General features: G+C 61.0%; 15 protein-coding genes. 9 read left to right on the top strand and 6 right to left on the bottom strand.

Annotated elements, in window-relative coordinates:
• Nucleotides 1-128: 128 nt before the first annotated feature.
• On the top strand, nucleotides 129-1,643 hold the full coding sequence (gene ilvA / locus KBY08_RS23635) for a threonine ammonia-lyase, biosynthetic (RefSeq protein WP_263870114.1): 1,515 nt from the start codon (nucleotides 129-131) through the stop codon (nucleotides 1,641-1,643).
• 656 nt (nucleotides 1,644-2,299) lie between these two features.
• Nucleotides 2,300-2,728, top strand: coding sequence for a DUF2269 family protein (locus tag KBY08_RS23630; RefSeq protein WP_011269259.1), 429 nt, complete (start codon nucleotides 2,300-2,302; stop codon nucleotides 2,726-2,728).
• Between the two features lie 13 nt (nucleotides 2,729-2,741).
• Here the strand turns inward: KBY08_RS23630 and KBY08_RS23625 are convergent, their stop codons facing one another.
• Nucleotides 2,742-3,398 (bottom strand): HAD family hydrolase, encoded by a 657-nt coding sequence (locus KBY08_RS23625; RefSeq protein ID WP_011269258.1) that lies wholly within the window; start codon nucleotides 3,396-3,398, stop codon nucleotides 2,742-2,744.
• A gap of 142 nt (nucleotides 3,399-3,540) precedes the next feature.
• Between KBY08_RS23625 and KBY08_RS23620 the strand changes: the two genes are divergently transcribed.
• The 6 genes from KBY08_RS23620 to KBY08_RS23595 all read left to right on the top strand — a co-directional run bounded on the left by KBY08_RS23620 (nucleotide 3,541) and on the right by KBY08_RS23595 (nucleotide 9,890).
• Nucleotides 3,541-4,020, top strand: a complete 480-nt coding sequence (locus KBY08_RS23620; RefSeq protein WP_002555745.1) for an RNA pyrophosphohydrolase — start codon at nucleotides 3,541-3,543, stop codon at nucleotides 4,018-4,020.
• Nucleotides 4,021-4,041: 21 nt separating this feature from the next.
• A complete protein-coding gene (ptsP, locus tag KBY08_RS23615; protein WP_003420161.1) occupies nucleotides 4,042-6,321 on the top strand; it encodes a phosphoenolpyruvate--protein phosphotransferase in 2,280 nt (759 codons plus the stop codon).
• A 525-nt stretch (nucleotides 6,322-6,846) separates the two neighbouring features.
• Nucleotides 6,847-7,659: a prolipoprotein diacylglyceryl transferase gene (gene lgt, locus KBY08_RS23610; RefSeq protein WP_003405275.1), complete on the top strand. Its 813-nt coding sequence runs from the start codon at nucleotides 6,847-6,849 to the stop codon at nucleotides 7,657-7,659.
• A 54-nt stretch (nucleotides 7,660-7,713) separates the two neighbouring features.
• On the top strand, nucleotides 7,714-8,685 hold the full coding sequence (locus KBY08_RS23605) for a thymidylate synthase (protein ID WP_003405274.1): 972 nt from the start codon (nucleotides 7,714-7,716) through the stop codon (nucleotides 8,683-8,685).
• 74 nt (nucleotides 8,686-8,759) lie between these two features.
• Nucleotides 8,760-8,957 carry a hypothetical protein gene (locus KBY08_RS23600; protein ID WP_010434507.1) on the top strand — a complete coding sequence of 66 codons (198 nt, stop codon included), beginning with the start codon at nucleotides 8,760-8,762 and terminating at the stop codon, nucleotides 8,955-8,957.
• Between the two features lie 3 nt (nucleotides 8,958-8,960).
• A complete protein-coding gene (locus KBY08_RS23595) occupies nucleotides 8,961-9,890 on the top strand; it encodes a hypothetical protein (RefSeq protein WP_111522660.1) in 930 nt (309 codons plus the stop codon).
• On the opposite strand, the gene cadR is transcribed toward KBY08_RS23595, so the two are convergent.
• Complete coding sequence (cadR, locus tag KBY08_RS23590) at nucleotides 9,878-10,324, bottom strand: Cd(II)/Pb(II)-responsive transcriptional regulator (RefSeq protein ID WP_003405262.1); 447 nt, start codon at nucleotides 10,322-10,324, stop codon at nucleotides 9,878-9,880. The genes KBY08_RS23595 and cadR overlap by 13 nt on opposite strands.
• Before the next feature lie 86 nt (nucleotides 10,325-10,410).
• Between cadR and KBY08_RS23585 the strand changes: the two genes are divergently transcribed.
• Nucleotides 10,411-12,675 carry a heavy metal translocating P-type ATPase gene (locus KBY08_RS23585; protein WP_024641955.1) on the top strand — a complete coding sequence of 755 codons (2,265 nt, stop codon included), beginning with the start codon at nucleotides 10,411-10,413 and terminating at the stop codon, nucleotides 12,673-12,675.
• A 124-nt stretch (nucleotides 12,676-12,799) separates the two neighbouring features.
• On the opposite strand, the gene hutG is transcribed toward KBY08_RS23585, so the two are convergent.
• From hutG to hutH, 4 genes are all read right to left on the bottom strand, one after another.
• Nucleotides 12,800-13,600 (bottom strand): N-formylglutamate deformylase, encoded by an 801-nt coding sequence (hutG, locus tag KBY08_RS23580; protein ID WP_225651278.1) that lies wholly within the window; start codon nucleotides 13,598-13,600, stop codon nucleotides 12,800-12,802.
• A gap of 11 nt (nucleotides 13,601-13,611) precedes the next feature.
• On the bottom strand, nucleotides 13,612-14,817 hold the full coding sequence (hutI, locus tag KBY08_RS23575) for an imidazolonepropionase (protein ID WP_003405256.1): 1,206 nt from the start codon (nucleotides 14,815-14,817) through the stop codon (nucleotides 13,612-13,614).
• Nucleotides 14,818-14,832: 15 nt separating this feature from the next.
• On the bottom strand, nucleotides 14,833-16,209 hold the full coding sequence (locus KBY08_RS23570; protein ID WP_060409226.1) for an amino acid permease: 1,377 nt from the start codon (nucleotides 16,207-16,209) through the stop codon (nucleotides 14,833-14,835).
• Between the two features lie 102 nt (nucleotides 16,210-16,311).
• Entirely contained in the window at nucleotides 16,312-17,859 is a 1,548-nt protein-coding gene (hutH, locus tag KBY08_RS23565) for a histidine ammonia-lyase (RefSeq protein WP_003405250.1), read from the bottom strand.
• Nucleotides 17,860-17,869 lie beyond the last annotated feature (10 nt).

Genomic DNA, 17,869 nt, shown 5'->3' with positions numbered 1-17,869 from the left:
GGGGGAATGCAAAAAGGCCCGCATTATAGCGGCGACTGCGCCGCAAAGCCCTGTCATTCGTATGGTCGTCTTTCGGTACGCAGAGTAGACTTCCCGACCTTGCCCGCTTCGTCAGTGATGCCACCCCGATGCTTGAACAGTACGTCAAGAAAATCCTCACCTCGCGCGTCTACGACGTTGCCATCGAAACGCCGCTGCAAAGCGCTCGCCAGCTGTCCGAACGGCTGGGCAATCAGGTGCTGCTCAAGCGCGAAGATCTGCAGCCGGTGTTCTCGTTCAAGATTCGCGGTGCGTACAACAAGCTCGCACAATTGCCCGCAGAGCAGACTGCACGTGGCGTGGTGACGGCCTCGGCGGGCAATCATGCCCAGGGCCTGGCGCTGGCAGCGCGTGAGCTGGGGATCAAGGCGACCATCGTCATGCCGCGCACCACGCCGGAGATCAAGGTCGAAGGCGTGCGCTCGCGGGGGGCCACCGTGGTGCTGCACGGCGATTCGTTCCCGGAAGCGCTGGCCTACTCGCTGAAGCTGGTCGACGAACAAGGTTTCGTCTACATCCATCCGTATGACGACCCTGACACCATCGCCGGGCAAGGCACTGTGGCGATGGAGATCCTTCGTCAGCAACCGGGTCAGCTGGATGCGATCTTTGTTCCGGTCGGGGGTGGCGGTCTGATTGCCGGTATCGCGGCTTACGTGAAATACCTGCGCCCGGAGATCAAGGTGATCGGCGTCGAGCCTGACGATTCCAACTGCCTGCAGGCGGCGATGGCTGCCGGGGAGCGCGTGGTGTTGAGCCAGGTCGGGCTGTTTGCCGATGGCGTGGCGGTCGCGCAGATCGGCCATCACACCTTTGAAGTGTGCCGCCATTATGTCGATGAAGTGATCACCGTCAGCACGGATGAGATCTGTGCGGCGATCAAGGACATCTATGACGACACTCGTTCGATCACCGAGCCCTCCGGCGCGCTGGGCGTGGCCGGGATCAAGAAGTATGTCGAGCAGCGCGGCGTCAGCGGCCAGACGCTGGTGGCGATTGATTCAGGGGCCAACGTCAACTTCGATCGCTTGCGGCACGTGGCCGAGCGCGCCGAACTGGGCGAAGGCCGCGAGGCGATCATTGCCGTGACCATCCCCGAGCAACCGGGCAGCTTCAAGGCGTTCTGCGAGGCCATCGGCAAGCGGCAGATCACCGAATTCAACTACCGCTACCACACCGATCGCGAGGCGCACATCTTCGTCGGCGTGCAGACCCATCCCGAGAACGATCCGCGCAGCGCCCTGATCGCCAGCCTGACCGGACAGGGTTTCCCGGTGCTGGACCTGACCGACAACGAACTGGCCAAACTGCACATCCGCCACATGGTCGGCGGGCATGCCGAGCGTGTCGACGATGAAGTGGTGCTGCGCTTCGAGTTCCCGGAGCGACCGGGCGCGCTGTTCAACTTCCTCAACCGCCTGGGCGGGCGCTGGACCATCTCGATGTTCCACTACCGCAACCACGGCGCAGCCGATGGCCGAGTGGTTGCCGGGCTGGTAGTGCCGGAGGAAGAGCGGCACCTGGTCGGTGCTGCGCTGGACGAGATTGGTTACCGGTACTGGGATGAAAGCGAGAACCCGGCGTACCGGTTGTTTCTGGGCTGAGGCCGAGGATACTTCTCGTTCCTCACGCTCCGTCACAAGAGGACGCAGAGCGTCCAGAACGGCATGCCCACGCGGAGCATGGGCACGATGGTGATCTGACTGACGACTATCGTTCCTCACGCTCCAGCGTGGGAATGCAGTTCACGACGCTCCGCGTCGCAAGAGGACGCGGAGCCTCCAGACCGGCATACCCACGCAGAGCATGGCACGATGGTGATCTGACTGACGACTATCGTTCCTCACGCTCCAGCGTGGGAATGCAGTTCACGACGCTCTGCGTCGCAAGAGGACGCGGAGCGTCCAGACCGGTGTACCCACGCGGAGCATGGGCACGATGGTGATCTGACTGACGACTATCGTTCCTCACGCTCCAGCGTGGGAATGCAGTTCACGACGCTCTGCGTCGCAAGAGGACGCAGAGCGTCCAGACCGGTATACCCACGCGGAGCATGGGCACGATGGTGATCTGACTGACGACTATCGTTCCTCACGCTCCAGCGTGGGAATGCAGTTCACGACGCTCTGCGTCGCAAGAGGACGCGGAGCGTCCAGACCGGTGTAACCACCGGAGCACGGGCGCGATGGCGCTTAAGGCGCGATTCTAGTGTCCACACTGCTAAACTCACCCAAGCCCGATTCCAGAGGAACACCGCGTCATGGAACCCATCACCACCCTTAATACCTTGCACATCGTCGCCATCGCGTTGTTGCTGATCAGCGCGCTGGTGTTGGCCAGCGGGGTGATCAAGGTGCGTCTTGAAGGCGACACGACCGTGCAGAATCGCCTGCTCAAGCGGCCACTGCTGTTTTTCTGGGTGTTGATGGCCGTGTGCCTGGCGACGCTGCCGTTCAGTGGCTGGTGGCTGGTGCATTTGAAAGGCCTGTCACTGGGCCAGACCTGGGTGCTGGGCAGCAGCGTGCTTTACACCCTGGGGCTGTGCAGTTGGGTCTGGCTGGTGGCCAGGCTCAACCGGTTGCGTCTCGGTGCCCAAGGCGGCAAGCGCGGCTTTACCCTGGCGCTGACGGTGATCAGCCTCGTGTGCTTCGTGGCGATGGCCGGTCTGACGGGCTTCAAACCGGCCTGAGTATTGCCAGCACTCAGTGACGCAGGGTAATTACCGGCCAGCCGCGTCGCTCGGCTTCGGCACGCAATTTATCGTCCGGATCGACCGCAACCGGGTTGGCCACCTGCTCCAGCAGAGGCAGGTCGTTCATCGAATCACTGTAGAAATAGCTGTCCTCAAGGCTGAACGCGTTGTCTTGCAGCCACTGATTGAGGCGTGTCACCTTGCCTTCACGGAAGCAGGGCACACCTGTGGTGCGGCCGGTATAGCGGCCGTCAGCCATCTCGCATTCGGTCGCCAGCAGGGTATCGATCCCCAGTCGCGCCACGATAGGTGCCGTCACAAAGCGGTTGGTGGCGGTAATCACCACCAGCTTGTCGCCGGCCTCGCGGTGTTTGGCGATCAATTCCAGCGCCTTGGGCAGCATCATCGGTTCGATGCAGTCGCGCATGAACTCGCGATGCCACTGCTCGAGCTGCGCCATGTCAGTGTTGCCCAGAATCTCCAGGGTAAAATTCAGGTAGTCGGTCATGTTCAGCGTGCCGGCCAGGTAATCCTGATAGAACTCGTCGTTGCGGGTTTTGTAGGTCGCGGCATCAAGGATCCCGCGCCGGCACAGGTAATCGCCCCAGGCGTGATCGCTGTCGCCGCCCAGAAGGGTGTTGTCGAGGTCGAATAAAGCCAGGCGCATAGGGTTACTCGCTGAAATAGTTGAAAAAAGAGCCCCAGAATACGAGGTTTTCACAAGTCTTCACATAAGGTGATAAGCCTCGTTGCTGGTTTGATCGCCTTTGTGGAACAATGCGGCGACATGCGTTTGCGAGGTTGTTGCCGTGATCGACCCCGATGGTTTCCGTCCTAATGTCGGGATTATTCTGACAAACGATGCTGGTCAGGTCCTATGGGCTCGGCGTATTAACCAGGATGCCTGGCAGTTTCCTCAAGGGGGTATCAACCCGCAGGAGACGCCGGAAGACGCGCTTTATCGTGAATTGAATGAAGAAGTCGGTCTGGAACGACATGATGTGCAAATACTTGCCTGCACTCGGGGCTGGTTGCGCTATCGTCTGCCGCAAAGACTGGTCCGTACCCACAGCCAGCCGCTGTGTATCGGCCAGAAGCAAAAATGGTTTCTCCTGCGCCTGATCTCCAACGAGCAGCGGGTGCGGATGGATTTGACCGGTAAACCGGAGTTCGATGGCTGGCGCTGGGTCAGTTATTGGTATCCGTTAGGCCAGGTGGTGACATTCAAGCGCGAGGTGTATCGACGCGCACTCAAAGAGCTTGCCCCGCGCCTCTTATCGCGCGACTGACACGGAGTTCGACCCCGAGCCATGCTCAATACGCTGCGCAAGATCGTCCAGGAAGTTAACTCCGCCAAGGATCTCAAGGCGGCGTTGGGCATTATTGTGTTGCGCGTCAAGGAGGCCATGGGCAGCCAGGTCTGCTCGGTCTACCTGCTCGATGCCGAGGTCAACCGCTTTGTCCTGATGGCTTCCGAAGGCCTCAACAAGCGCTCCATCGGCAAAGTCAGCATGGCACCGAATGAAGGCCTGGTCGGTCTGGTCGGTACGCGCGAAGAACCGCTGAATCTCGAAAACGCCGCAGATCACCCTCGTTATCGCTATTTCGCCGAAACCGGTGAAGAACGCTACGCCTCGTTCCTGGGCGCGCCGATCATTCACCACCGGCGTGTGGTCGGCGTATTGGTCATCCAGCAAAAGGAGCGCCGGCAGTTCGACGAGGGCGAAGAAGCCTTCCTGGTCACCATGAGCGCGCAACTGGCGGGCGTTATCGCGCATGCCGAAGCGACCGGCTCGATCCGCGGTCTGGGTCGTCAGGGCAAGGGCATTCAGGAAGCCAAGTTCGTCGGTGTCGCCGGTTCGCCGGGTGCTGCGGTCGGTGTCGCCGTGGTCATGCTGCCGCCAGCCGATCTGGAAGTGGTCCCCGACAAGACCGTCACTGACATCGCCGCCGAACTGGCGTTGTTCCAGAACGCGCTGGAAGGCGTACGCGGTGACATGCGCACCCTGTCAGCCAAGCTGGCCACTCAGTTGCGTCCCGAAGAGCGGGCGCTGTTCGATGTCTACCTGATGATGCTCGACGACGCCTCGCTGGGCAGCGAAGTGACCGACGTGATCAAGACCGGCCAATGGGCGCAGGGTGCCTTGCGCTCGGTGGTCAGTGAGCACGTCAAACGTTTCGAGCTGATGGACGATGCCTACCTGCGCGAGCGGGCGTCGGACGTCAAGGACCTGGGCCGCCGCCTGCTGGCCTATCTCCAGGAAGCGCGGCAACAGGCGCTGGTCTATCCCGACAACACGATTCTGGTGAGTGAAGAGCTGACCCCGGCGATGCTCGGCGAGGTGCCAGAAGGCAAACTGGTCGGCCTGGTGTCGGTTCAGGGTTCCGGCAACTCCCACGTCGCGATTCTGGCACGGGCCATGGGCATTCCCACGGTCATGGGCCTGGTGGACTTCCCTTACTCCAAGGTCGATGGCATCGATCTGGTGGTCGACGGCTATCACGGCGAAGTCTTCACCAACCCCAGCGAAATCATGCGCAAGCAGTTCGGCAAGGTGGTGGAGGAGGAGCGTCAGCTCTCCCAGGGCCTGGACGCACTGCGCGAACTGCCTTGCGTGACCCTCGACGGGCATCGCATGCCGCTGTGGGTCAACACCGGTCTGCTGGCCGACGTGGCGCGTGCGCAACAGCGAGGCGCCGAAGGGGTGGGCCTGTACCGCACCGAAGTGCCGTTCATGATCAACCAGCGCTTCCCGAGTGAAAAGGAACAGCTGGCGATCTACCGCGAGCAACTGGCCGCCTTCCATCCACTGCCGGTGACCATGCGCAGCCTGGACATCGGTGGCGACAAGTCGCTGTCCTACTTCCCGATCAAGGAAGACAACCCGTTTCTCGGCTGGCGCGGTATTCGCGTCACCCTCGACCACCCGGAAATCTTCCTGGTCCAGACCCGCGCGATGCTCAAGGCCAGCGAGGGCCTGAACAACCTGCGCATTCTGTTGCCGATGATTTCCAGCACCCACGAAGTGGAAGAAGCGCTGCACCTGATCCACCGCGCCTGGGGCGAGGTGCGCGACGAAGGCACCGACGTGCCGATGCCGCCGGTGGGCGTGATGATCGAAGTGCCGGCTGCGGTCTATCAGACTCGCGACCTGGCGCGGCAGGTAGACTTCCTCTCGGTGGGTTCGAACGACCTGACCCAATACCTGCTCGCGGTCGACCGCAACAACCCGCGTGTGGCCGATCTCTATGACTACCTGCACCCGGCGGTGCTTCAGGCGCTGCAAAGCGTGGTGCGTGATGCCCACGCCGAAGGCAAGCCGGTGAGCATCTGCGGCGAAATGGCGGGTGACCCGGCAGCAGCGGTACTGTTGATGGCGATGGGTTTCGACAGCCTGTCGATGAACGCCACCAACCTGCCGAAAGTGAAATGGATGCTGCGCCAGATCAACCTCAGCAAGGCCAAGGAACTGCTGGCGCAACTGATGACCAACGACAACCCGCAGGTCATCAGCAGCTCCCTGCAACTGGCACTGAAAAACCTCGGCCTGTCGCGGATGATCAACCCGAGCTCGGTCAAAGGGCACTAAGCGCTACTAATGCTTTCGTGAGCTCACTCCCACAGGGAGTGCACATCGCCCCTGTAGGAGCGAACTTGTTCGCGAAGAGGTCGGCATGATCGCCGAAAACGTATCGTCTGAAGACACCGTCTTCGCGAACAAGCGAAGCGTCGCCCGGTGCGCTCCAACGCCCTCTCATTCCCACAGGGAGTACACATTGCCCCTGTAGGAGCGAACTTGTTCGCGAAGAGGCCGGCATGATCGCCGAAAACGTACCGTCTGAAACACCGTCTTCGCGAATAAGCCAGGCGTCGCCCGGTGCGCTCCTACGTCCTGCGGGCAGAAGCCTGAAAGGCACGTATTCAGTGCTCTCCAAGACCTGTACATAACGCTGCGCGTGGAAGCGATAACCATATGACTAGGCACACCAGGCGCATCTTTTTTCACTTCGTTCAAGCGGCTTCCATCGGTCGCCGCTAGAGCATCCTGCCGGGCTCCGGTAACATGCGCGCCTGATTCAGTCGCTCGCAAGGGCGTTCCAATTGAGGAGTCGCAATGCTGCCTTACCCGCAGATTGACCCGGTAGCCGTCGCTATCGGCCCGCTGCAAATTCACTGGTACGGTTTGATGTACCTGGTCGGTATCGGCGGCGCCTGGCTGCTTGCGTCGCGTCGCCTGAACAAGTTCGACCCGACCTGGACCAAGGAAAAACTTTCCGATCTGATTTTCTGGCTGGCCATGGGCGTGATTGTCGGTGGGCGGCTGGGCTACGTGCTGTTCTATGACCTGTCGGCCTACATCGCCAATCCGCTGCTGATCTTCGAGGTCTGGAAGGGCGGCATGGCGTTCCACGGCGGCTTTGTCGGCGTGATGATCGCGGCCTGGTGGTTTGGCAAGCGCAACGGCAAAAGCTTCTTCCAGCTGATGGACTTCGTTGCCCCGCTGGTGCCGATCGGCCTGGGTGCCGGGCGTATCGGCAACTTCATCAACGCCGAGCTGTGGGGCAAACCGACCGATGTGCCCTGGGCCATGGTCTTCCCGCCGTTCAGCGACCCTGCGCAACTGGCGCGCCATCCCTCGCAGCTGTATCAGTTCGCGCTGGAAGGCGTTGCGCTGTTCATCATCCTCAATCTGTACGCCCGCAAGCCGCGTCCGACCATGGCCGTTTCCGGCATGTTTGCGCTGTTCTACGGGATCTTCCGCTTTGTGGTCGAGTTTGTCCGCGTCCCTGACGCCCAGTTGGGTTACCTGGCGTGGGGCTGGGTGACCATGGGTCAGATCCTCAGCCTGCCGATGATCATCGCGGGCCTGTTGCTGATCTGGCTGGCCTACAAGCGCGACCCGTCCGCCAGCAAAGCAGCGGCCTAATACCGAAACGCCGGGTGAGACAACGCCCGGCGCGTTCAACAATGCAGGTGATTTATGAAGCAATATCTGGAACTGGTCGCTCATGTGATCAAGCACGGGACCTTGCAAGCCAACCGTACCGGCGTGAACACCATCAGCTTTCCGGGGGCGATGCTGCGTTATGACTTGCAGGAAGGTTTTCCGGCGATCACCACACGGCGCATGGCCTTCAAATCGGCCATCGGCGAGATGGTCGGCTTTCTGCGTGGCGTAAACAACGCCGCCGAATTCCGCGAACTGGGCTGCAAGGTCTGGGATCAGAACGCCAACGAAAACGCTCAGTGGCTGAACAACCCGTTCCGCAAGGGCGAGGACGATCTGGGCGAAATCTACGGCGTGCAATGGCGCAAGTGGCCTGCCTACAAGCGTATCGATGCCGGCAATGTCGCGGCCATCGAACTGGCGCTGGGCCAGGGGTATCGTCAGATTGCCGAGTCCGAAGAAGACGGCCAGTCTTTCGTGGTCCTGTACAAGGCCATCGACCAGATTCGCCAGTGCGTCGACACCATCATCAACGACCCGGGCAGCCGGCGGATCCTGTTCCACGGCTGGAACTGCGCACAGCTCGATGAAATGGCCCTGCCGCCGTGCCACCTGCTGTACCAGCTGCACCCGAACCCGCAGACCCGCGAAATCTCGCTGACGCTGTACATCCGCTCCAACGATCTGGGCCTCGGTACGCCGTTCAACCTGACCGAAGGCGCCGCGCTGCTAAGCCTCATCGGCCGTCTGACCGGCTACACGCCGCGCTGGTTCACCTACTTCATCGGCGATGCCCACGTGTACGAAAACCACCTGGACATGCTCAACGAACAGATGACCCGCGAGCCGTACCCGATGCCCAAACTGGTGATCTCCGACCGCGTGCCGGAATTCGCCAAGACCGGTGTGTACCAGCCTGAATGGCTAGAGCTGATCGAGCCTTCGGACTTCTCACTGGAAGGCTATCAGCATCACCCGGCAATGACGGCGCCGATGGCTGTTTGAGTCCGTAAGAGCGAATTGAGCGTTGTGCTATAGTTTTGGCGTAACTCCCCTGACCCTGTTCAATGGAATCGACTATGTTTTTCAATCGGATTGGACATCGTAGTGATACGAAGAAGGCTGAAGATGAAGCCTTCATGCAGGCAATCAAGAACATCGACACTCTTGTGGTGAGGGGCGGCCGCATGTCCATGGACGCCAAAGAAATCGAAGGTTTGGTTCGCTCCTCCCGCGACAAGGCTAAAAAACTGGTCACTCCGCAAGCCGAATCCTGATAAATGGCTTTTTTACTTCTGCTGCCACTACTCGTCAGCGGCTTTTTGGTGTGCCTGAAAGATCCCACCATTTACTGCAGGTTGCATCGCTATGAGGGCCAGATGCTTTATCTGCAGGTGGGCCGTTATGGGATTTACTGCTTTGTAGCGGCCATGTCTGCCACCGCAGTCCTTGCAGGACTGCTCTCGCATGACTGGGGTGTGTTGTGTCCCGAATGGCTCCAAACGGCGAGCGCGACCTCCCCACTCTGTTTTGCCGTGAACACCGATTTCATGGGCGCTTTAAGTCAAGTAGGGCAGGATTTCGACATCACTGGCAGGAATTTTAGCCAAGTGGGCGTATTCCTTGCCTTGTCAGGTTTACTGACCTTTGTGATGCCAGACCTAGGGGCTTTTCTTACTGTCAGGATTCTCAAGTGGCAACTGGGTGCCAGAAAAAAAGAAGAAATTGTGGCCTATCTGCTGGGCGAGTCTGTAGATCACAGCCCTATCTGCTCGACGCTTTTCGATGCATTTGTCGACAAGGACGAAGTGATGATCACGATGGCGGATCGAAAGGTCTACGTCGGTTACATCATGGACGTCGGAGCCCCCACCGAAGTGACGGGTGTGAATCAGGAGATTCTGCTCATACCCACCGTCAGTGGCTATCGGGATAAAGACACCCTTAAAGTCGTGTACACGACCGATTATCCGAGTGATACACCGCTCAGGCCTATTGGTTTTCGGCAGGAAAATATTGTCTCCATCAGCATCTTCAGCGATGAGGTGCGTGAAGCGTTCAAGCGCGCAGATTCTGAGCGGGCGGGTGAAGAGGCAGCGAAAGAGAAAGCTGCCAAGGATCAGCTCGTCAAGGCGATCACTGAGCTTGTGGCGGTGGTGCAAGCTGCGCAGCTTGCACCAGAGGTCTCAAACCCGTCTCAATGCCCATGACTCCTCCCCACATGTGAAGGCTCGCCCTCTGGCGCTGCCACAGCGCCCGTCACTTCCAGCCTTTCCAGTATCGCGCAATGTTCTGTCGTGCCATCGCTGCAGCGGCGGCGCAGGTCGAGCAGTTGTTCCTGGAGTGCTTGCAGGCTTGCGACGCGGGCGTTGACGTGTTCGATGTGTTCGTCGATCAGGGCGTTGACGTTTTCGCACTGGTCCTGCGGGCTGTCGCGCAGGTTGAGCAGGCTGCGGATTTCTCCAAGGGTCATGTCCAGGCTGCGGCAATTGCGGATGAACGACAGGCGCTCCGTGTGTGCCTGGGTGTACAGCCGGTAGTTGCCATCGCTGCGGGCGGGCGCGGGCAGCAGGCCTTCGCGTTCGTAATAACGGATGGTTTCGACCTGGGTGTCGGTCAGTTTTGCCAGTTCGCCGATTTTCATTTGGACTCATCTCGTTTGAGTGCTTGACCCTATAGTGGCTACAGGGTGTTCACTTGGCAACAAGCAGAATCCTGGAGCCACAACGAATGGGCACGACGATCAAGAATTCCCCCGGACATGACCATGACCATGACCACGATCATGATCACGGCGAGCACGCGCACGAGCAAAAACCCGTGGAGCATGCGCATTCGTGCTGCTCCAGCGAGGCACAGCCTGCCGTAGTGACCTTTGGTGAAGCACCAGCTTCGGGCGGTCGTCTGAGCAGCTTCCGTATCGAGGCGATGGATTGCCCCACCGAGCAGACGTTGATCGAGAACAAACTGGGCAAGCTGGCCGGTGTGCAGAAGCTGGAATTCAACCTGATTAACCGCATGCTGGGCGTCTGGCACGATCTGCCTTCCACCGACCCGATTCGTGAGGCCATCAGCTCGCTGGGCATGCAGGCCGAGCCGGTCGAGGAAGGTGCAGCGTCTGCCGAACCGGCGCCGGTGGTGAAGAAACACTGGTGGCCGCTGGCGTTGTCCGGCGTTGCGGCGCTTGGCGCAGAGGTGGTCCATTTTGCATCGCTCGGCCCGACCTGGGTTGTGGCGCTGCTGGCACTGGTGTCGATCTTCAGTTGCGGCCTGACCACCTACAAGAAGGGCTGGATCGCGCTCAAGAACTTCAACCTGAATATCAATGCGCTGATGAGCATCGCGGTGACCGGCGCGATTCTGATCGGTCAGTGGCCGGAAGCGGCGATGGTAATGTTCCTGTTTACCATTGCCGAGTTGATCGAAGCCAAGTCGCTGGATCGGGCGCGCAATGCGATAAGTGGCCTGATGCAGTTGACGCCAGAGCTTGCCACCGTCAAGCAGGCGGATGGCAGTTGGCAGGAAGTCGAAGCCAAAAACGTCGAGCTGGAGGCTATCGTCCGGATCAAGCCCGGCGAGCGTGTCGGCCTTGATGGTGAAGTGGTGTCTGGTAGCTCTACCATCGATCAGGCATCGATCACCGGTGAAAGTCTGCCGGTGGAGAAGACCGTCGGCGATAAGGTTTTCGCGGGCACCATCAACCAGGCGGGTTCACTGGAATACCGTGTTACTGCGGCGGCAAACAACTCGACGCTGGCGCGCATCATTCATGCGGTGGAAGCGGCTCAGGGTTCGCGTGCGCCGACTCAGCGCTTTGTCGACAGCTTCTCGCGTATCTACACGCCGGTGGTATTCGTCGTCGCGTTGGCGCTGGCGTTGGTCGCACCGCTGTTCTTTGGCGGCGAATGGTATGACTGGATCTACCGGGCGCTGGTGCTGCTGGTAGTGGCCTGCCCATGTGCGCTAGTGATTTCCACGCCGGTGACCATCGTCAGCGGTCTGGCTGCGGCGGCGCGCAAGGGGATTTTGATCAAGGGTGGCGTTTATCTGGAAATGGGCGAGAAGCTTGATTACCTGGCCCTCGACAAGACCGGCACGCTGACCCACGGCAAGCCGGTGCAGACCGACTATGTGCCGTTGAACCCCGCAGTCGCCGACAGCGCGCCTGCCATCGCCGCGAGCCTTGCGGGTCGTTCAGATCACCCGGTTTCCCAGGCCATTGCCAAGGCCGCCGATGGCAGCCTGACGCTGCATGAAGTCAGTGCGTTCGAGGCGTTGGGTGGGCGCGGTGTGAAAGGCGAGATCAACGGCCAGATGTATCACCTGGGCAACCATCGTCTGGTGGAAGAACTTGGCCTGTGCTCGCCAGAGCTGGAAGCCAGGCTCGATGCGCTGGAAATGCAGGGCAAGACCGTGGTGCTGTTGCTCGATGCGTCAGGCCCGATTGCGCTGTTTGCTGTCGCCGATACGGTGAAGGAGACCAGCCGTGAAGCCATCGCCCAGTTGCACGAGCTGGGCATCAAGACGGTCATGCTCACCGGTGATAACCCGCACACGGCCAAGGCGATTGCCGATCAGGTCGGCATCGACGAAGCGCAGGGCAATCTGCTGCCTGCCGACAAGCTCAGTGCCATTGAGGCGCTATACGCTGGTAACCATCGGGTGGGCATGGTCGGTGACGGCATCAATGATGCCCCTGCGCTGGCCCGTGCGGAGATTGGTTTCGCCATGGCTGCGGCAGGCACCGATACGGCTATCGAGACGGCAGATGTCGCCCTGATGGACGATGATCTGCGCAAGATACCGACGTTTATCAAGCTGTCCCGTCGAACCTCGGCAGTGCTCAAGCAGAACATTGTGTTGGCCATTGTGACCAAGGTGCTGTTCATCGGCATCACCTTCGCGGGTCTGGCGACCATGTGGATGGCGGTGTTTGCCGACATGGGCGTGAGCTTGCTGGTGGTGTTCAACGGCTTGCGCTTGCTCAAGAAGTGATCAGGCGGGAACCTTGAAGGGCGGACGCGGAGCGTCCGGAACGGCATTCCCACGCGGAGCGCGGGAACGATAATCGTGGCCACCGAACACTGGCCATCGCTCCCACGCTCCGCGTCCGACGTTGTCAGCCGAACCGCTCTTGCCCCCAGGCAATGAAGGTTTCCAGCAGTGACTTGAGCACGGCGCGGGTCGGTTCAGCCAGGTCCGGGCGGTAGTGGAAGGGCACGAATTCGTCCATGTAGGTGCTTTGTGCCAGTTCCAGCTGTACGGCGTGGATGTTGTTGGCCGGGTTGCCGTAGTGGCGGGTGATGTGGCCGCCCTTGAAGCGTCCGTTCAGCACATGGCTGTAGTCCTTGTCCGCTGCGCAGACCTGCTCCATCCGGCTGGCCAGCTCCGGGTCGCAGCTCGCGCCATTGAAGGTGCCCAGGTTGAAGTCCGGCAGGCGACCGTCGAACAGGTGCGGAATGTGGCCGCGAATCGAGTGGGCGTCGAACAGCGCCGCATAACCGAACTCGTCACGCATGCGCTGCAGTTCCTGCTCCAGCGTCTGGTGATACGGTGTCCAGATCTGCTGCAGATAGCGCGCCCGCTCCTCGGCGCTGGGCGTCTGGCCGTCCTTGAACAGTGGCACACCATCGAACAGGATCGACGGAAACAGGCCGGTGGTCGCACCTGCGTACATGGGCTTGTCGTCAGCGGGCCGGTTCAGGTCGATGACAAAACGCGAGTACTCGGCGGCCAGGGTGCTGGCGCCCAATTCGGCGGCGAAGTCATATAAACGCGGAATGTGCCAGTCGGTGTCCGGCAGGCTCAAGGCTTCGTCCACCAGCGCGGCTTCGACCACCGGGGTCAGTTTCAGACCGGCATGCGGCATGCTGATCAGCAGCGGAATGCGACCACGCTTGAATGTCAGAACGTTATCCACAGGGCTCTCCTTCAGATCGATGATTCGACGCCGTGGCGCACGATGCGTTTGTCCAGATCGCCGCCCAGCCAGTAGGCCAGATCAGCCGGTCGTTCGATGCCCCAGGCGACGAAATCCGCGACTTTGCCGACCTCCAGCGAGCCGTGGGTCGCGCTCATGCCCAATGCTTTGGCGGCATTGAACGTCACCCCCGCCAGTGCTTCTTCGGGCGTCATGCGAAACAGCGTGCAGGCCATGTTCAGCATCAGGCGCAATGACAGGCCCGGCGAGGTGCCAGGGTTGAGGTCGGTGGCAATCGCAATCGGCACGCCGTGCTTGCGCAGCGCGTCCATCGGCGGCAGTTGTGTTTCACGCAGGAAGTAAAACGCCCCCGGCAGCAGCACCGCGACGGTTCCGGCGGCGGCCATGGCGATGGCGTCGTCTTCGGTCATGAACTCCAGGTGATCCGCCGACAGCGCCTTGTAGCGCGCGGCCAGGCTCGATCCGCCCAATGACGACAGCTGCTCGGCATGCAGTTTGACCGGCAGTGCCAACTGCCCTGCGGTGATGAACACCTGCTCGACCTGGGCGGGCGAAAACGCCAGGTATTCACAGAAGGCATCCACTGCATCGACCAGTCCTTCAGCTGCCAGCGCCGGGAGCATGTCATTGCAGATGTGGTTGATGTAATCGTCGGCGCGGTCGGCGTATTCCGGTGGCAGCGCATGGGCGGCCAGGCAGGTGGCGCGCACAGTGACGGGCTGGGTGTTGCCCAGACGCCGGATCACCCGCAGGATCTTGCGCTCGTTTTCCAGGTCCAGCCCGTAGCCCGACTTCATCTCGACGGTCGTGACGCCGTCTTTCAGCAGATGCCGCAGACGGCGCTCGGCACTGGCGTACAGCTCATCCTCGCTGGCGGCGCGCGTCGCACGCACCGTGCTGGCAATACCTCCGCCCGCTGCGGCGATCTCGGCGTAGCTCACACCCTGTAAACGCTGTTCGAACTCGCCGCTGCGGTTGCCGCCGAACACCGTATGGGTGTGACAATCGATCAGGCCGGGCGTGACCCATGCCCCGTCCAGATCGATGCAGTTGTCATGTTCCGGCTCGGCCAGCTCGGCCTGAGGCCCGATCCACTCGATGAGCGCTCCGGAGGTCACGATGGCGGCATCCTCGATGATCGAGTATTTACCGTGCGCCATGCTTGCGATGTGACAGTTTTTCCAGAGCGTTTTCATTCGAGGCCTCGTTGATCAATGAGTGTTGTTGAGCGCCTTGGGCTTGACCCACACAGCGTAGGCAATGAGCAGCAGCACGATCCAGATTGCGCCGACGATCAAGGCTGCACGGTTGTCCGGGAAGTAACCCAGCACGCCGAAGATGAACAGCATGAAGGCGATGGCAGCCGCCGGCCCGTAAGGCCAGAACGGCACGGCGAATTTCAGCTGTGCCGCTTCCTCGCGGCTCATCGAGCGGCGCATGGCGACCTGCGTCAGCAGAATCATCAGCCAGACCCACACGGTGGCGAAGGTGGCCAGCGAAGCGATCAGCAGGAACACGTCCTTGGGGATCAGGTAGTTGAGCAGCACGCCGCCCAGCAGCGCGATGCCCATGACCAGCACGGTCATCCACGGCACGCCATGACGCGACACACGGGCAAAACTGGCGGGCGCCTGACCTTCACGGGCCAGGCCATACATCATGCGGCCTGCGCCGAAGATGTCGCTGTTGATCGCCGAGACGGCCGCCGAGATCACCACGATGTTGAGGATGGTCGCCGCCGAGGCGATACCCAGGTTGTCGAAAATCTGCACGAACGGGCTGCCCTGCGTGCCGATCTGCGGCCACGGGTAGATGCACATCAGCACGAACAGTGTCAGCACGTAGAACAGCAGAATGCGCAGCGGCACGGCATTGATCGCCTGCGGCAGGCTGCGTCGCGGGTCCTTCGCTTCGCCTGCGGTAATGCCGATGATTTCGATGCCGCCGAAGGCAAACATCACCACCGCGAACGAGGCGATCAGGCCGGTGACACCGTTGGGCATGAAGCCGCCATGCGCCCACAGGTTGCTGATGCCGATTTCGCTGCCGCTGGTCGAGCTGCCAATGCCGAAGATCATGATGCCGAAGCCTGCGACGATCATCGCCACGATGGCGCTGACCTTGAGGATCGACAGCCAGAACTCGGTTTCACCGAAGACTTTCACGTTGCACAGGTTGAGCGCGCCGATCAGAAAGACGATGCCCAGCACCCAGATCCAGCGCGGCACTTCCGGAAACCAGAAGCCCATGTAGATGCCGAATGCGGTCACGTCGGCGAGGCAGACGATGATCATCTCGAACGCGTAGGTCCAGCCGAGCACGAAGCCGGCCAGCGGGCCCATGTAGCGCGTGGCGTAATGGCTGAACGAACCGGACACCGGGTCGTGGACCGCCATTTCGCCGAGCGCGCGCATCACCATGTACACCGCCGCGCCGCCGATCAGGTAAGCCAGCAGTACGGCAGGCCCGGCCTGTTGAATCGCCGAGGCCGAGCCGTAGAACAACCCTGTACCGATGGCAGAGCCCAGGGCCATGAAGCGGATGTGGCGGGCGGATAACCCGCGTTTCAAACCATCTTGTGACGTCATTTCAGGTCCATTTCATTACAGGTATGGCAAAAGCCGCGAGAACGCCTGCATCCGGCCTCCCGCAGCGATGACCAAAGCGAGCCCTGCCAGGCTCGCGGTGCATCACAGACTCGGTAGCAGACGTGCAGGAACCAGCGGGTTCAGGCAAGTGGAGGACAGCAGCTGACTGGCAGCTTCGATGTCCGGTGCAAAAAAGCGGTCCTTTTCATAGAACGGGACCTTGCTGCGCAACAGGCTGCGGGCTTGCTCCAGCTTCGGAGAGGTTTTCAGACCTTCACGCAAGTCCAGACCCTGGCAGGCAGCCAACCATTCTACGGCAAGAATCCCGCGAACGTTTTCTGCCATTTCCCATAAACGCTTGCCGGCGGCCGGGGCCATCGACACATGGTCTTCCTGATTGGCCGAGGTCGGCAGGCTGTCGACACTGTGTGGATGGGCCAATGCCTTGTTTTCACTGGCCAGTGCGGCGGCGGTCACCTGCGCGATCATGAACCCGGAATTGACGCCTCCGTTGGCCACCAGGAAGGGCGGCAACTGCGACATGTGCTTGTCCATCATCAGCGAAATGCGTCGTTCGCTGAGCGAGCCGATCTCGGCGATGGCCAGCGCGAGATTGTCCGCCGCCATGGCGACCGGCTCGGCGTGAAAATTGCCACCGGATATAACGTCGTTCTCGGCGGCAAACACCAGCGGGTTGTCGGACACCGCGTTGGCTTCGATTTCCAGCACCTCGGCGGCCTGACGCAGCTGGGTCAGGCATGCGCCCATGACCTGTGGCTGGCAGCGCAACGAGTAGGGGTCCTGAACCTTGTCGCAGTTGCGGTGCGACTCGGACACGCCGCTGCTTTCGCCCAACAGGTCACGGTAGCAGGCCGCCGCGTCGATCTGCCCGCGCTGCCCGCGTGCGGCATGAATGCGCGCGTCGAAGGGCGAGCGCGAACCGAGTACCGCCTCAACGGTCAGAGAGCCGCAAGTCAGAGCCGCAGCGAACAGGTCTTCGCCTTCGAACAGGCCGCGCAATGCGTAGGCGCTAGACACTTGCGTGCCGTTGAGCAGCGCCAGCCCTTCCTTGGCGGCGAGGGTCAGCGGTTTCAGGCCAGCAACGGCAAGTGCATCGACAGCGTTCAGCCATTCGCCCTTGTAGCGCGCCTTACCTTCGCCCAGCAGCACCAGCGACATGTGCGCCAGCGGCGCCAGGTCACCGGAAGCACCGACCGAGCCCTTGAGCGGAATATGCGGGTAGACCTCGGCATTGATCAGCGCAATCAGGGCGTCGATGACCACGCGCCGAATGCCCGAGAAGCCGCGGCTCAGGCTGTTGACCTTGAGCACCATGATCAGTCGCACCAGCTCATCGCTGATCGGCTGACCGACACCGGCCGCATGCGACAGCACCAGCGAACGCTGCAGGTTTTCCAGGTCTTCGCTGGCAATCCGCGTCGAAGCGAGCAGGCCGAAGCCGGTGTTGATGCCGTAGGCGGTGCGGTTCTCGGCCAGAATGCGCTCGACACAGGCGACGCTGTCGTCGATCTGCTGGTTCGCGCTGCTGTCCAGCGTCAGGCTGACCGGCTGCAGATAAATGCCGCGCAGTTGCGCCAGGGTCAGTTGGCCGGGGATCAGGTTCAGCGTCTTGGCAGATAAGGTGGTCACGATGCTGCTA

The sequence above is a fragment of the Pseudomonas sp. P135 genome, from assembly GCF_020312125.1.
In the GTDB taxonomy this organism is placed as follows: Bacteria; Pseudomonadota; Gammaproteobacteria; order Pseudomonadales; family Pseudomonadaceae; genus Aquipseudomonas; species Aquipseudomonas fragariae.
The sequence above is the reverse complement of the archived record's forward strand: the minus strand, read 5'-3'. Positions and strand labels throughout refer to the sequence as shown.